The 14,585-nt window shown below is 44.0% G+C and carries 12 protein-coding genes and 2 tRNA genes; 4 read left to right on the top strand and 10 right to left on the bottom strand.

Annotated features, from left to right (window positions below):
* Positions 1-271: 271 nt before the first annotated feature.
* Complete coding sequence (locus PGW99_RS10475; protein WP_273777626.1) at positions 272-2,629, top strand: Tex family protein; 2,358 nt, start codon at positions 272-274, stop codon at positions 2,627-2,629.
* Positions 2,630-2,708: 79 nt separating this feature from the next.
* Here PGW99_RS10475 and PGW99_RS10470 read toward each other — a convergent pair whose 3' ends face one another.
* The 3 genes from PGW99_RS10470 to PGW99_RS10460 form a co-directional block, all read right to left on the bottom strand.
* Positions 2,709-3,284 (bottom strand): hypothetical protein, encoded by a 576-nt coding sequence (locus PGW99_RS10470; RefSeq protein ID WP_273777625.1) that lies wholly within the window; start codon positions 3,282-3,284, stop codon positions 2,709-2,711.
* Between the two features lie 7 nt (positions 3,285-3,291).
* A complete protein-coding gene (locus PGW99_RS10465) occupies positions 3,292-4,179 on the bottom strand; it encodes an SDR family NAD(P)-dependent oxidoreductase (protein ID WP_273777624.1) in 888 nt (295 codons plus the stop codon).
* 295 nt (positions 4,180-4,474) lie between these two features.
* Positions 4,475-5,752, bottom strand: a complete 1,278-nt coding sequence (locus PGW99_RS10460; protein WP_273777623.1) for a bifunctional O-acetylhomoserine aminocarboxypropyltransferase/cysteine synthase — start codon at positions 5,750-5,752, stop codon at positions 4,475-4,477.
* Between the two features lie 281 nt (positions 5,753-6,033).
* Here PGW99_RS10460 and ettA point away from each other — a divergent pair, with 281 nt between their 5' ends.
* The gene (gene ettA, locus PGW99_RS10455) at positions 6,034-7,695 is read left to right on the top strand and encodes an energy-dependent translational throttle protein EttA (protein WP_273777622.1); all 1,662 of its coding nucleotides are present in this window, start codon (positions 6,034-6,036) and stop codon (positions 7,693-7,695) included.
* A gap of 59 nt (positions 7,696-7,754) precedes the next feature.
* Here the strand turns inward: ettA and PGW99_RS10450 are convergent, their stop codons facing one another.
* From PGW99_RS10450 to PGW99_RS10420, 7 genes are all read right to left on the bottom strand, one after another.
* The gene (locus PGW99_RS10450) at positions 7,755-8,189 is read right to left on the bottom strand and encodes a tetratricopeptide repeat protein (protein WP_273777621.1); all 435 of its coding nucleotides are present in this window, start codon (positions 8,187-8,189) and stop codon (positions 7,755-7,757) included.
* A 334-nt stretch (positions 8,190-8,523) separates the two neighbouring features.
* Positions 8,524-8,880, bottom strand: coding sequence for a tetratricopeptide repeat protein (locus PGW99_RS10445; protein ID WP_273777620.1), 357 nt, complete (start codon positions 8,878-8,880; stop codon positions 8,524-8,526).
* Between the two features lie 417 nt (positions 8,881-9,297).
* Positions 9,298-9,636, bottom strand: a complete 339-nt coding sequence (locus PGW99_RS10440; RefSeq protein WP_273777619.1) for a hypothetical protein — start codon at positions 9,634-9,636, stop codon at positions 9,298-9,300.
* 107 nt (positions 9,637-9,743) lie between these two features.
* Positions 9,744-9,819: transfer RNA gene (locus PGW99_RS10435), tRNA-Glu, on the bottom strand.
* Between the two features lie 31 nt (positions 9,820-9,850).
* Positions 9,851-9,926: transfer RNA gene (locus PGW99_RS10430), tRNA-Ala, on the bottom strand.
* A 59-nt stretch (positions 9,927-9,985) separates the two neighbouring features.
* Positions 9,986-11,494, bottom strand: a complete 1,509-nt coding sequence (gene gltX, locus PGW99_RS10425; RefSeq protein ID WP_273777618.1) for a glutamate--tRNA ligase — start codon at positions 11,492-11,494, stop codon at positions 9,986-9,988.
* A gap of 118 nt (positions 11,495-11,612) precedes the next feature.
* Positions 11,613-11,939: a hypothetical protein gene (locus tag PGW99_RS10420; RefSeq protein ID WP_273777617.1), complete on the bottom strand. Its 327-nt coding sequence runs from the start codon at positions 11,937-11,939 to the stop codon at positions 11,613-11,615.
* A gap of 379 nt (positions 11,940-12,318) precedes the next feature.
* Here PGW99_RS10420 and PGW99_RS10415 point away from each other — a divergent pair, with 379 nt between their 5' ends.
* Entirely contained in the window at positions 12,319-13,320 is a 1,002-nt protein-coding gene (locus PGW99_RS10415; protein WP_273777616.1) for a sulfate ABC transporter substrate-binding protein, read from the top strand.
* A gap of 133 nt (positions 13,321-13,453) precedes the next feature.
* Positions 13,454-14,467 carry a sulfate ABC transporter substrate-binding protein gene (locus PGW99_RS10410; protein WP_273777615.1) on the top strand — a complete coding sequence of 338 codons (1,014 nt, stop codon included), beginning with the start codon at positions 13,454-13,456 and terminating at the stop codon, positions 14,465-14,467.
* Positions 14,468-14,585: the final 118 nt, after the last annotated feature.

Raw genomic sequence — 14,585 nt, 5'->3', positions numbered from 1 at the left:
TGATCTGAATACTTTTACCATGTTCTAAAGCAACAAATATTGCATGTAAAATCAAGCGCTAGATACTAAATATATACAGGTTAAAGTCTTAGGATGGAATAGATTTTTGGTGATTCAGTTGGCTTTTGTGTTCAATTTAGACAAAAAGCGTGAAAGTCTGTCTTCAGCCGGGATTTCAGTGCACTAAATTAAGCAAAAACAATTGTGGATTTTATGGTCTCGGTCTTTATAATCACAGCTTTTAGTATTTATCCTTGTGGAATCTAACACGATGACTGACTTAGTTCAGCAGTTGGCAAGTGAGCTTGCCGTACGTCCAAATCAAGTAGAAGCTGCCATTCGTTTAATCGATGAAGGTGCCAGTGTTCCTTTTATTGCCCGTTACCGTAAAGAAGTGACCCAGGGTTTAGACGATACGCAATTACGCCAATTAGATACGCGTTTATCGTATTTACGTGATTTGATTGAACGTCGTGAGAAAGTAATCGAATCACTGAAAGAACAAAATAAATTAAGCGATGATTTATTAGCACGAGTGCTTGCTGCAGAAACCAAAAATGCACTAGAAGAAATTTACGCGCCGTATCGTCCAAAACGTACCAGCAAATCCTTTAAAGCCAAAGAAGCTGGATTAGGACCAATTGCTGAACGGATTTTTCAGGAAAATGTTGAGCCAAGCGCAGCTTTGGCTGAATTTAGCCATGAAGACTATCCTGATCTCGACAGCCAGCTTGATGCCATTCAGCATATTCTGATTGATGACTGGGCACAAAATATTGCGCTAACTACCGAATTGAAAGCCAGTTTTGCCAAGACTGCCGTGTTAAAAAGTACGGTTGCTTCTGAAGAGAAAAAAGAAGTCGGTAAAAAATTCCGTGATTATTTTGACTTTTCTGAGAGCCTGAACAAGGTGGCATCACATCGTTTATTGGCGATGTTGCGTGGTCGTCAGGAGAATGTACTTGGTTTGAAAGTGGATGGCGAAAATGAGCCAGCACTGGCACGTATTGAAGCTGAATATCAGTTAGAGTCGGTTCAGCCACAAGCCCGTCAGGATTTCCTCAAGCAAACTGCAAAATTGTTCTGGCTCGGTAAAGTGCGTCCTCAGATTGAACACTCTTTACTGACTGAAAAACGCCTCGCAGCGGAAGCGGAAGCGATGCAGGTGTTTGCTGAAAATCTACGTCATTTACTCTTGTCTGCGCCAGCAGGTGCACGTTGTACCTTAGGGGTTGACCCGGGCATCCGTACCGGCGTGAAGCTTGCAGTGGTCAATGCATCCGGTGATGTGATGGCACATAGCACCATTTACCCATTTGCACCGAAAGAAGACAAAGAGGGTTCGATTACCGAGTTGGCACGTTTGTGTCGCGAGTTTAATGTCGAATTGATAGCGATTGGCAATGGCACGGCAAGCCGTGAAACTGAAGCTGTTGTGGCTGAGATGATGGCACAGAATGCTGACCTGAAATTGACGCGTATTACGGTGAGTGAAGCTGGTGCTTCAGTTTATTCTGCAAGTGAATTGGCTTCACAAGAATTACCGGAACTGGATGTTTCGATTCGTGGTGCGGTATCGATTGCACGCCGTTTGCAAGATCCATTGGCTGAATTGGTTAAAATTGATCCGAAATCTATCGGCGTGGGGCAGTATCAGCACGATGTGAATCAGGCAGGTTTGGTGAAAACGCTAGATGCAGTCGTTGAAGACTGTGTGAACGCCGTGGGTGTTGATGTCAACACGGCTTCTTCAGCGATTTTGGGTTATATCGCCGGTTTGAATAAAGCGATCGCACAGCAAATCGTGGATTACCGTAAAGAACATGGCCGTTTTGAGCAGCGTCAGGAATTGAAAAAAGTGCCACGTTTGGGTGAGCGTACCTTTGAACAGGCAGCCGGTTTCTTGCGTATTCAAAATGGTGCTGAACCTTTAGATGCCTCTGCTGTGCATCCTGAAAGTTATGGACTGGTTGAAAAGATTGTGGCCGCGAAAGGTACAACGGTGAAAGACATCATTGGCAACACTGAAATTATCCGTCAGGTGAAGGCTGAAGACTTTGTCGATGAGCAATTTGGTCTACCAACTATTCAGGATGTGCTTTCTGAACTGGAAAAACCGGGCCGTGATCCACGTCCTGAGTTCCGTACGGCTAAATTCCGTGAAGATATTACCGAAGTGGCACATCTGAATGAAGGTATGATGCTAGAAGGCGTAGTGACCAATGTGACCAACTTCGGTGCTTTTGTTGATGTGGGTGTGCATCAGGATGGTTTGGTGCATATCTCTGAGTTGGCGAATGAATTTGTCGCTGATCCGCACAAAGTGGTGAAACCGGGCCAAATCGTACAGGTACGTGTGATTCAGGTTGATGCTGAACGTAACCGTGTCAATTTGAGTATGCGTCCTGAAGGTTCTGAGACACCGGCAAAAGCGCCGCGTCAGCCACGTCGCGACAACGAGCAACGTGGTGAACGTAAGCCACAAAATAAACGTCCACAACAGGCAGCGCGTAAAGACGGCCAAATTGAACGTCCACAACGCCAAAAACCGGCAGCAAAACCACAAGAAAACAAAATTGGTGGTTTAGGTGCGTTATTGTTACAAGCTGGGATTAAAGGTTCCAAGTAAGTTTTAATTCTTAAATAAAAAACCTCCTGCGGGAGGTTTTTTTAATGGAAAGAGAAAGTGTTTACGCCATACAGTGTGACTATCTGGGCTGTTGAGGGTCTTTAGTAGAGGATCGTATTTCTATGAGTTTGGAATTCGCCATGCCCTTGTTTTTAAAACGATCATAAAATTTAAAACAGACATGCTGTTTTTCCTGGAACCGAGTTAGCTTGGGGTCAAAAGCAAAGGAATACTGGTAACCTGAGTGATCCATCACAATTTCCAGACGCTCGTAACGCGTTCCTTTGATGGAATACTGTTTGTACTGTTGGACTGTGCCACAGCCTTCAGAAATAATCAGGGGAATGGTTTTTCTGTAATGATTGGCTGTCGTGAAAATGAGGATCCCGGGTAAGGTGAAGAACAGTGCGACCAGCAGGATTTTATGATCGGGTAATTTGTCGTGAAAATAAAAAGTACTGAATAGAAAGCCAAAAAAACTCAGGACTAAGCCCAAAAACATCAAAAGTAGAATCAGGTTGGTCATTGCGGAAAGGCCTTTAATTTTTCTTTTAATCTGGTAGTCGTTATATACATATACGAAAGGGTTGGAGGTAGATTTATACCTGAAGTTGAGATAGTAAAAAACCGCCTTGCGGCGGTTTATTTTAGTCAATCATTGATTACCAGTGCTCACCCGGGAACAGGCGTGCATACGCTTTTTGTACCCAATTAAGCTTTTCCTGCTTACCTACGGATGCACTTGAACTTGGGAATAGGTTAAAGCCAATCGACATCAGTTTATTGTTGACATCAGGTGCAATCGAATAGGTCAATGATGCCAAGTAGCCCAGATGGGTGGCAATTTTCTTTGGACGTTTCACAATGGCGTAGGCGACCAGATCAGCTGCTTGCTCGGTCGAAAGAGTCGGAACGTATTTATAAATTTTAGTCGGTGCAATCATTGGGGTGCGCACCAAAGGCATATAGATCGAAGTAATCGCAATCTTATGCGAGTGCACCTCAGCAGCCAGACAGCGGCTAAAGGCATCAAGTGCGGCTTTAGAAGCCACATAAGCCGAGAAGCGGGTCGCATTGGCTAAAACACCAATCGAGCTGATATTGATAATATGGCCGTCACGACGTGCCATCATTTGCGGCAAGATGTTCATGACCAGACGTACAGCACCAAAATAATTGAGCTGCATGGTGCGTTCAAAATCATGGAAGCGGTCAAAGGATTCATGCACCGCACGACGAATCGAACGACCGGCATTATTGATCAGAATATCAATATGGTCGACAGAGGCTAAGATTTGCTTGGAGGTGTCATCAATCGCCTCCATCTCATTAAGATCACATGGAAAGATTGAGGCCTTACCGCCTTTGGCTTCAATTTCTTTTTGTACTTCTTCTAAGGTTTCGACCGTTCGTGCAACCAGAAGAACATGGGCACCCGCATCTGCAAGTTTGTGTGCAACTGTCAGACCAATACCGCTAGAAGCGCCGGTAATTAAGACCACTTTGCCGTTTACACGTTTTTTGAATTGGTTTTCAAGTTTAGAGTTCACGCTTTATTCCCTAGTCTCTGAATCTAACAAATCCTGGATTGTCATTATTGGTTTTGATGCAACAGGTTTTCAAATGATAAATGAGGTTGAGTGATTAACTCGGCCATATGATAGCGAATATGCCAAAAAAAGCTATAAAAATAAGTTGTTGAATTTACAAATCTATTTCTAAATTTTTGCATTATAACTCTTTGCAATTCTTCAGTTTTTTTAGCATGGCTGTTGAGTTTTATTAAACTCGCGTTTACATAAAAATAAAAGCCCCAAAATTGGGGCTTTTATTAAATTTTTTCGCTTAAACAGCAGCAAGTGCCTGTTCCAGATCGGCGATCAGGTCATCAATGTGTTCGATGCCGATCGACAAGCGAACCATATCTTCACTGACGCCTGCGGCTTTCAGCTCTTCGGCATTCAGTTGGCGATGTGTGGTGGTGGCGGGATGGCAAGCCAGACTTTTCGCATCACCAATATTCACCAGACGGGTAAACAGCTGTAACGCATCAATGAAGCGTGCTCCACCATCACGACCATCTTTGACGCCAAAGGAAAGAATGGCTGATGGTTTGCCTTTGACGTATTTCTGTGCCAAAGCATGTTGTGGATGGTCTTTAAGACCTGCGTAATTTACCCATTGCACTTTAGGATGCTGTTGCAGGTATTCGGCAACTTTCTGGGCATTTTCAGTATGACGTTCCATACGCAGATTCAGGGTTTCCAAACCCTGTAAAATCAGGAACACATTCAGTGGACTGATAGCAGCACCTGTATTGCGTAGCGGCACCACACGGGCACGTGCAATATAAGCTGCTGCTCCTAAAGCTTCGACATAATTGACACCGTGATAACTTGGATCGGGCGTATTTAAAACCGGAAAACGTTCAGCATGTTCGCCCCAAGGGAACTTACCGCTATCGACAATAATCCCGCCGATGCTGTTGCCGTGACCACCAATATATTTGGTGAGTGAGTGAATCACGATGTCGGCACCAAATTCAAAAGGTTTTAGCAGGGCAGGTGTGGCCACGGTATTATCGACAATCACTGGAACACCATATTCATGGGCAATTTTAGCAATTGCTTCTAGATCAATAATATTGCCAAGTGGGTTACCAATCGATTCGACAAAGACCAGTTTGGTTTTTTCATCAATTAAACCACGTAATGCTTCTGGATTTTGATAGTCAAAAAAGCGTACTTCAATGCCTTGTTTTGGCAGCGTATGGGCAAACAGATTGTAAGTACCGCCGTATAAGGTCGAAACTGAGGCAATATTGTCGCCAGCTTCGGTAATGGTTTGGATGGCGTAAGTAATTGCGGCCATACCCGAGGCCAATGCTAGTGCCCCGATACCGCCTTCAAGCGCGGCCACACGCTGCTCTAGTACAGCGGTGGTTGGATTCATGATGCGGGTGTAAATGTTCCCGGCGACTTTTAAATCAAAAAGATCTGCACCATGCTGCGTATTATCAAATGCATAAGAGGTCGTTTGGTAAATTGGAACGGCAACCGCTTTTGTTGTTGGTTCTGGTGAATAGCCGGCATGAATGGCAAGGGTTTCATCTTTATAAGTCATGAGAACGTCATCTTCGTGAGTTAAGTATTTGCTCAGTTTAGCAGCAAAACCTATGCAATAAAGCCGCATTATTCTGGATTTATTATCTTTTTACTTTATAAGGCGAATGTGTTGTAGGCATGTCATTCGGTCTGTTCATTCAACGCTGTGATTTGATGTGTGATGACAATCTGTTGAGAACGGATTGGAGATGCCTTATGTTTTGCTCGCTTTCCGCGTATAATGCCGTGATTAATTTTTCGCTCACGCGATGTTTTGATTTTTCAATTGAGGAGTCCTACGTGGCCCAATATATTTACACGATGAACCGTGTGTCGAAGATGGTTCCGCCTAAGCGCGAAATCCTGAAAGACATCTCTTTGTCATTTTTCCCGGGTGCCAAAATTGGTGTGCTCGGTTTAAACGGTGCGGGTAAATCGACCCTGCTCCGTATTATGGCGGGCGTAGATAAAGATTTCTCTGGTGAAGCACGTGCACAGCCGGGTATTAAAATTGGTTATTTAGAGCAAGAACCACCTTTAGATGATACAAAAGACGTTCGTGGTAACGTTGAAGATGGTTTGCGTGAACCTCTTGATGCTTTAGCACGTCTTGATGAAGTTTTTGCTGAATATGCAGCAGAAGATGCAGACTTTGATGCTTTAGCGAAAGAACAAGAAAAGCTGGAAGCCATTATCCATGCTTGGGATGCACATAACCTTGCCAACCAAATGGACCAGGCTGCTGCAGCACTTAACCTTCCAGCTTGGGATGCAGATGTATCTAAGCTTTCAGGGGGTGAACGTCGTCGTGTGGCACTTTGCCGTCTGTTGCTTTCCAAGCCAGACATGTTGTTGCTTGACGAACCAACGAACCATTTAGATGCTTCATCTGTATCTTGGTTAGAGCGTTTCTTGAAAGACTTTCCGGGCACAATCGTTGCGATTACGCACGACCGTTACTTCCTGGATAATGTGGCTGAGTGGATTCTGGAACTTGACCGCGGTATGGGTATTCCATATCAAGGTAACTACTCTTCTTGGTTAGAGCAGAAAAATGCCCGCCTAGAGCAGGAACAGAAGCAAGAAGAATCTTTTGCTAAGGCATTGAAAAAAGAACTTGAATGGGTTCGTTCAAATGCGAAAGGCCAGCAAAAGAAAAACAAAGCACGTATGGAACGCTTTGAAGAGCTTAACTCACGTGAGTTCCAACAACGTAACGAAACTTCAGAAATCTATATTCCACCTGGTCCACGCTTAGGTAACAAGGTTATCGAAGTTGAAGGTATTAGTAAGTCGTTTGGTGATCGTACCCTGTATAAAGATTTAACTTTCACAGTACCACCGTGTGCGATTGTGGGTATCGTGGGTGAGAACGGTGCAGGTAAAACAACGTTATTCCGTATGATGACTGGTGAACAGCAACCAGATACAGGTACAGTAACGCTTGGTGAATCAGTAAAAGTGGCGTATGTGGGGCAGATCCGTGACACATTAGACGACAACAAAACTGTTTGGGAAGAAGTGTCTGGCGGTTTAGATATTTTGAAGATTGGTGACTATGAAATTTCATCACGTGCATATATCGGTCGCTTTAACTTTAAAGGTCAAGATCAGCAAAAACGCGTAGGTCAATTATCGGGTGGTGAGCGTAACCGTTTACAACTTGCGAAAATCCTGCAAATGGGTGCGAACGTGATCTTGCTAGATGAACCATCAAACGACTTGGACATCGAAACTTTACGTGCACTTGAAGATGCAATTCTTGTATTCCCAGGTACTGTTATGGTGATCTCGCATGACCGTTGGTTCCTGGATCGTATTGCAACACACATCTTGTCATTTGAAGGTGAAACACCTGAATTCTTCACAGGTAATTATACTGAATTTGAAGAATACCGTCGTAAACGTGATGGTGATGATCTGGTTGCCAAGCGTCAAAAATATCGCAAAATTGGTGGTTGATCCCATCTAAATAAAAGACCAGCCTTCGGGCTGGTTTTTTATTACACGAGGAATCGGTTTTAGGAAAATGCGAGTTCTGCATAGGCCTGACATAAAGCCTGTTGTGCGGGATGATGGCCTTGTTGAGTGGCTTTTTTTAACCATCTTTCAGCTTGGGCATAGTTGCGATCAAGTCCTAGGTCGCCCTTTAAGTAACAAAGCCCTAATTTGTACTGTGCTTCAGCGTGTCCTCGTAATGCTGCGCGCAGGAGATACCATTTCGCATTCGCGATCTGCTTTTGATATTTTAATTCGAGTTGACTCAGTTTGAGTGGCGTCAAACCATTACGCAGCTGTGTCTGGTAAGTCGTATAGGTATTGAGTGCAAAAAACTCAGAACGTTGAGCTAAACGGTATTCAGTGGAGGCTTCACTTTTTGTAATGGCGGGTGTGGGAATGTTGAGCTGGCTCAGCTGCACAATTAACCATCGGATTAGTTGCTGTAAACGCATCATGTCACCTCCTGTGATCATGTGGAATGACTTTTATTCTTATTTTTATCCGGAAATAGAGGTGGTGCAAAGCGATTTATTGTAATTTAGCATGTGTAAACATCTAAATATCATATTTAAAGGCTATTCCAAATAAAAAATATTCAAATGGATTTGAATAGAGGAGCTACTCCATCAATCTTTTTTAATTGATCGGCTGATCTGAAAAACAATAAGTGATAAAAATTTACTTTTTATCAATGCACTTAAAGTGTGCAACTGATCCATTTAAATCAGCATTCATAAAAAACCAGCCAGAATGGCTGGTTTTTTATAGATAAACTTTAAATCACAAGAATTAAGAGTACTGCAAAGAGGAGACAAAGTTAGACAACAATAAACGAGCTTCCTGATGCCCCTGTTCGGCAGCAAGCATTAACCATTTTTTGGCTTCTCGCAGATCTTGCTGTACGTTAAGTTCACCTTTTAAATAACTGATGCCAAGTTTGAACTGTGCGTTGCAGTCACCATGCGAAGCAGCACGCAGATAAAACCAGAGAGCATTATGCGTGTGTTGCTGCTGTTCAAATGCCAAACCTTGTGCGTATTCTGCATTCGCGACCGACAGGTTAAGCAAATGGGTCTGTTCACTGGTATAGCGCAATGAGCCGTGGACAAACTTATCCCAAATTGTTTTGATTTTTGCTGGCATCATGGAAAACTCCTTGTTAAATCCATTAACAAAAGTTAAGTTCAAAAATTAATCTAAATTAAAAAGTCGAAAATGCAAATAAAAATATTGGACTCAAGCATTCGACTTTGGTGCATAGCACCTGAAAGATTTAGCAAAAAATACGCCAATCATGCATAGAGGATTTTGTAATTTTTATGCTGCGTTGCGTGAACGGTGTAGTGATCAGGTTGAATGCTATGATTTTCGTAGGATTAACAAATGATTTTAACCCGATTCATGCTGACTAGACGTGAAGATTGGACTTTAAATGTATAGGACTATACTTAAGGGCGAAAGTAATTCTTTGCAAGAATGGGGCGAATAACAGGGTCTGGGAAAATGAAAAATGTTCACATCGGCCATACTAAAGAGAAGGCCGATGTGAAGTTGAATCTGATCTTAGAGTTGCCACTCGTGATCACAGTCACGGCATTTCCAGTGTTTTTGCGATTGCATGAAGGATTGCATGGAAATTTTAAAGTCTGGTAAATCACGCCAAAAGAAGAAACCTGCGATCACACAAACCACAAACGCCACGACAGTTAAAATCTGTAGGGTTTGGCCAGCGCCGTCACCGAAAACCCACATGGCGATACTGATCACCACAAACAGCAGCAGAATGAAAATGGCAGGCACCAAGATGACCAGACTTTTTGGTACGACTGGACGAGGGGTGTTGGTCCCCTGACTGACCGGCATGATTTTCGGGCTTTGGCATTTCGGACAACGGTATTGCATGAAAACTCCACAATTCTTTTTTGCATTATGCTATACGAAGCAGACTGAAATCAAAAATATTCAGGCAATAAAAAAGCCACTGAAGTGCTCAGTGGCTTTTTAGAATCTGGCGTCCCTACGGGGATTCGAACCCCGGTTACCGCCGTGAAAGGGCGATGTCCTAGGCCTCTAGACGATAGGGACTTATGAGGCAAGTACACGATAGAGCAAGTCTTGGTGGAGTCAAGCGGGATCGAACCGCTGACCTCTACAATGCCATTGTAGCGCTCTACCAACTGAGCTATGACCCCAGTGTTCGTGTGAGCGCAATATTAGGGGGATTGCGCTCACCCGTCAATAAGAAAATCAATTAAACTGCGTCAGTTGCATCATTTTTCGGCAATTTTAGGCTTTCATTGAGTTTTTCCCACACTTTCAATTCTTTTTTGCTTGGTCCACCAACAATTTCAAGCGCATGACGCAAACGTGCAAAGGTCAAATCTGGGCCTAACGTCACCATGGATTGCATCACGGGTGTGGACGAAGTCGAACCTGCTATCGCAATAAAGAAGGTTGGCATAAAGTCACGCAGCTTGACTTCCATCTGGTTGGCCAGATCCATTAGCACTTGGCTCACCGTATCCTGATTCCAGCTGAACAGGCTTTCTAAACGCCAAATGGCAAATTGCAGGCTTTGGCGTACTTGCTCTTCGCTCATTTTTTTGTTTTCAAACTGTTCCTTGCTGATCTGTGGCATGTGGTTAAAGAAGAAACCTGCCCAGTTCACTGCTTCAGAAAGCAAGTTGATCCGTGGCTGAATGGCAGCGGCGATCTCTTCCAGTGTGGTACGGTTGCCTTTCCAGGCCAAAATGGTATCCAACAATTGGCCCGGGGTCATGCCTTTAATCCATTGACCATTCAGCCAGTTGAGTTTCTCAACATCGAAAATTGGACCACCGAGTGAGACGCGGTTGATGTCGAAATGTTCGATCATCTCAGCCAACGTGAATTGTTCACGCTCGTCTGGCATTGACCAGCCCATACGACCCAAGTAGTTGAGTAGGGCTTCGGGTAACACGCCGATGTCTTTGTAATAGTTAATGGAGGTCGGGTTTTTACGTTTGGACAGTTTTGACTTGTCCGGGTTACGCAGTAATGGCATATGGCACAGCACTGGCATTTCCCAGCCAAAATATTTGTACAACAACTGGTGTTTGGGTGCGGATGGAATCCACTCTTCGCCACGGATCACATGGGTAATTTCCATCAAGTGGTCGTCTACCACATTGGCCAAATGGTAGGTTGGTAAACCATCGGTCTTGAGCAGGATTTGCATGTCCACCTGTGACCAAGGAATTTCCACTTCACCACGCAATAAATCATTAAATTGACACACGCCTTCCGTTGGAATTTTCATACGGATCACATGTGGCTCACCTGCCTCCAGACGGCGTTGTACTTCGTCCTGGGTCAGCTGTAAGCCGCGACCATCATAACGTGGTGTTTCACCACGTGCCTGCTGTTCTGCACGCATCTGATCTAGTTCTTCCGCGGTCGCAAAACAATAAAAAGCATGGCCTTTTTCGACCAGTTCCAAGGCGTATTTTTTATAAATGTCCATACGCTCAGATTGGCGGTACGGTGCATGTGGTCCACCGATATCCGGACCTTCTGACCAGTTTAGACCCAACCAGCGTAATGAGTCGAGAATCATTTTTTCTGATTCAGGGGTCGAACGCAGCTGGTCAGTATCTTCAATACGCAGAATAAATTCGCCGCCGTGCTGTTGAGCGAAGCACAGGTTAAATAGCGCAATATAAGCAGTTCCTACATGGGGGAAACCAGTCGGAGAAGGAGCAATACGGGTACGGACTTTCATAGGTAAATTTATGTGCTGAGTCTAAATGCGAACTATTATAGCGAAAAAGCCTGCCCGCTTAATGTTTAATTCAACATCAACCGGCCAGGCCAAGAAAAGTGGGCAATAAAAAAAGAAGTTAAGAGCTGTGGCTCAAGAATAAAGACTGTACCAGACGGGAAAAACGTTCGTGTTGTGCTGCGAAAAAGTTTTGTGTTGAGGCTTCACGGATCGCATTAAGCACCTTCACTTCATCGGCACTTGGTGAGGTTGTTGAGTCACTACGTTTTTGTTGGTTGAGTGCTTTTTCAATCAGAGAAGGTTTTTCTGTTGTAGAAATTCGCTGAGCCGAAGCTTTACTTTTCACTGTTTTATTGGAGGTTTGAATTGCAGCGCCATGGCTGACAGGGATCATCATACCCAAGCAGATACTCAATGTTGCACTTTTCAAAAAAAGGCTGTTCATGGCTGATCTTTCCTCCTGATTGAATCGTATTATTTGATTTTGTTGCGTGAAGCGTTCTGAAAAAATAATTCGCCAAATCTACCTGGCGAATCCAGAACTAAATTATTGAGAGTAGCTCTCATTCTCTCCATCTTTGTTCAAACATATCCAAGAAAGCACGCAAAATCTACAGATCTACATATTTAACAAACAAATATGTAGAGAAAGTGGAGAGCATCACATTTTTTTGGATTCTATGCTCTCCGCCGATATTGCTCTAAATATCTAAGAAAATCGGTTTTTATGATATATAACATTATGATTTTATATCATTTTATTCATATAACCTGGGTGAGCTAAAGTCATTATAGTGAGAAGAAAATGATGGAGATGCTTCCCTATGAAAAAATTACTTGTTTACAGCTTGGTTCTCACAAGTGTGGCTGTGAGCAGCCTGAGTCAGGCTGCCACTGATTTTCTGAATGTCTCTTATGATCCGACCCGCGAGTTCTATCAGGAATATAATCAGAACTTTGCGCAATTCTGGAAGCAGCGAACTGGTCAGACGGTGAATTTTAAACAGTCACACGGCGGTTCGGGTAAACAGGCGCGTGCTGTGGTCTCTGGTCTCGAAGCCGATGTCGTGACACTGGCTTTATCCAATGATATTGAGGAAATTGTCAAAGCGGGTTATATCGATAAAAACTGGCAGCAGGAATTTCCACAACATTCAGCGCCTTATACTTCAACGGTGGTGTTTTTGGTCCGTAAAGGTAATCCTAAACAGATTAAGGACTGGAATGACCTGACCAAACCGGGTATCGAGATTATTACCCCTAACCCGAAAACCGGCGGTGCCTCACGCTGGATTTATTTATCAGCTTGGGGTTATGCGCTGAAACAGCCGGGAGGTAATCCTGCGAAAGCCAAAGCCTTGGTTCAAAAACTCTATCATAATGTTAAAGTCTTGGATTCGGGTGCGCGTGGTTCACTGACGACCTTTGCTGAGCGCGGCATTGGGGATGTATTGTTGTCTTGGGAAAATGAAGCATTACTCGCCACGCAAGGGTTGGATAAAGACCAGTTCCAAATCGTTTATCCTTCCATCTCTATTTTGGCCGAGCCATCTGTGGCGATCGTGGATAAAACCGTCGATAAAAATGGCAATCGTGCCTTGGCCAAAGGTTATCTGAATTATCTGTATTCGCCAAAAGGTCAGGAACTGGCAGCGAAATACCATTTCCGTCCGCGTAATGCTCAGGTCGCTGCCAAATACGCTGCGAAATTTCCAAAAATCAAACTGTTTACTATTCAGGATGTTTTTGGTGGATGGGCGAAGGCACAGCAGACCCATTTTGCCAATGGAGCGATCTTTGACCAGATTTACCAGCAACGTCCATAAATTTCTGATGATGAGAGCAGAGTCTCTCTTTATTGAGAATTGTGTTAAACAGTATTGGGGATTTTGATTGGCATTCTGTTTCCCCGCTTGGTTATATTGCGTACTGTAATCAGAGGGAAGACAAGAGCGCGATATGATATTGCAGAGCTGGGTAAAATCGGGTGTTGTTCTCCTGCTATGGGGGGTGTTTTCACAGAGTGGATTCGCTGCAGATCGACATTTGATCAATGTGTCTTATGATGTGACCCGTGAGTTTTATGCAGAATTCAATCCCTCTTTTGCACGTTACTGGCAGCAACGTACAGGAGAAGTGGTGCATTTTGAGCAGTCTAATCAGGGTTCGAGAAAACAGGTACGCGCTGTGCAGGAGGGGGTGAAGGCAGACGTTGTTACGCTGGCGCTTTCTCCGGATATCGACAAACTGGTGCAGTCCAGCCATATCCAGCCGGGTTGGCAAACAGAATTTCCTTCCCGGTCTGTTCCGTATACCTCGACCATTGTTTTTCTAGTACGGAAGGGGAATCCTAAAAACATCAGAGACTGGAGTGATCTGACTCGACCCGGGGTACAGATTATTACCCCTAATCCTAAGGTAGGGGGATTGCCGCGCTGGATTTATCTGGCCGCTTGGGGATATGCCTTGAAACAACCGCACACTACGCAGCAGAAAGCACAGAACTGGGTCGCTCAGCTATACCGTAATGTTAAGGTCATGGACTCGGCAGCACGTGCATCCTTGATCACCTTTACGCAACATGGCTTTGGTGATGTATTGCTTACTTGGGAAAGTGAAGCCTTAATGGTGGTAAAGGGGCAGAAGAATCAAAACTTTATGTTGGTTTATCCATCTATATCGATTGTGACGGAGCCCTCGGTCGCAATTGTCGATAAAACCGTTGCAAAGAATGGCCAGATCTGGCTCGCGAAAGGTTATCTCAACTATTTATATTCGCCGGCTGGACAGGAAATTGCAGCCAAACACTTCTATCGGCCACGTCATCCTAAAATCTGGCAGAAATATCAGGCTCAATTTCCGGCAATTAGAACTTTTACGGTGGAGGAAATGTTTGGGGGTTGGGATCAAGCCGAGCATGTTCATTTTTCCCCGAAGGGAAGCTTTGAGAGAATTTACCGGATGCATGAATAAAGCATCTGTGATTTTGCTGGTTTGTCTCTGAAGAGGTGAGTGGCTAATGATCAATACCAATTTTCTCCTCTTGGTTAGAGTGTGCTGTAATCTACTTGCTTAAAAGGTGATAAAGCTA

This window comes from Acinetobacter sp. GSS19 (genome assembly GCF_028621895.1).
Taxonomy (GTDB): Bacteria; Pseudomonadota; Gammaproteobacteria; order Pseudomonadales; family Moraxellaceae; genus Acinetobacter.
The sequence above is the reverse complement of the archived record's forward strand: the minus strand, read 5'-3'. Positions and strand labels throughout refer to the sequence as shown.